The sequence below is a fragment of the Streptomyces sp. NPDC002671 genome (genome assembly GCF_053592475.1).
In genome coordinates this window covers 1-1,083 of sequence record NZ_JBSFVU010000181.1, presented here as the reverse complement: position 1 = coordinate 1,083, position 1,083 = coordinate 1, and the positions used below count along the sequence as shown (strand labels likewise).

Sequence of the window (1,083 nt, the reverse complement as noted above, 5' to 3'; positions counted from 1 at the left end):
TGATCAATCTTGCCGATCCGGGTCCGTCGGGAAGGCGGATCCGGTAGGAAGGCAATCGTGACGCGCAGGCAACTCACCGACGAGCAGTGGCAGTTGATCGAGCCGTTCCTGCCGATAGGCGAGTACGGCCCGTACCCCGAGCGGCTGCGGGAGCAGTTCGAGGGCGTGATCTGGCGGTTCAGGGCAGGCGCGCAGTGGCGTGAGATGCCGGGCGAGTTCGGGTCCTGGCCGACCGTCTACGGGCGCTTCCGGGTCTGGAGGAACGCCGGTGTCTTCACCGCCCTGCTGGAGGGCCTGATCGCCGAAGCCGCCCGCCAGGGCAAGGCAGACCTGTCCCTGGTCAGCGTGGACTCCACGACCGCCCGCGCGCACCACGACGCCGCCGGGATGATCGTCGGCAAGAACGTCATGGAGGCTCTCGAGGAAGCCGCCGCCGAGCAGGAACAGGCCCGGCAAAAAGGGGCGATGAGGCGGAACAGAACGGGCCGGACGACGGAAACGAGCCGGAGCGGGCCGAACGCCGACGCGTCCGCCGCCGACACAGACTCCGTCTGAAGGAAGCCCTGCTCGGAAGGTCCCGCGGCGGACTGACGAGCAAGATTCACCTCGCTGCCGACCGGAAGTGCCGGCCCCTGTCGTTCATTCTGACCGCCGGGCAGGCCGCGGACAGCCCGCAGTTCATCCCCGTGCTGAAGAAGATCCGCGTCCGTCTGCCGGTCGGCCGGCCCCGCACCCGGCCGGGAGCGGTCGCCGCGGACAAGGCGTACTCGTCCCGCGCCAACCGCGCCCACCTGCGGAAACGCCACATCAACGCGGTCATCCCGGAGAAGAAGGACCAGGTGGCCAACCGCAAGAAGAAGGGCAGCCGGGGCGGCCGTCCGGTCACTTTCGACGCCGGTCTTTACCGCGAGCGCAACACCGTCGAGCGAATGATCAACCGACTGAAGGACTGGCGCGGCATCGCCACACGCTTCGACAAGACGCCCGAAAGCTACCTCGCCGGCCTCGAACTCCGCGCCTCCATGATCTGGGTCGGAGATCTCTTGCAAGCAGCCGATTGATCACGACATCACACAGGCCCTA

At 67.7% G+C, this 1,083-nt stretch carries 1 pseudogene; it reads left to right on the top strand.

From position 1 onward, the window contains the following. Positions 1 to 57 precede the first annotated feature (57 nt). Positions 58 to 1,061, top strand: a pseudogene (locus ACWD35_RS45605) (IS5 family transposase). The last annotated feature ends 22 nt before the right edge of the window (positions 1,062 to 1,083 follow it).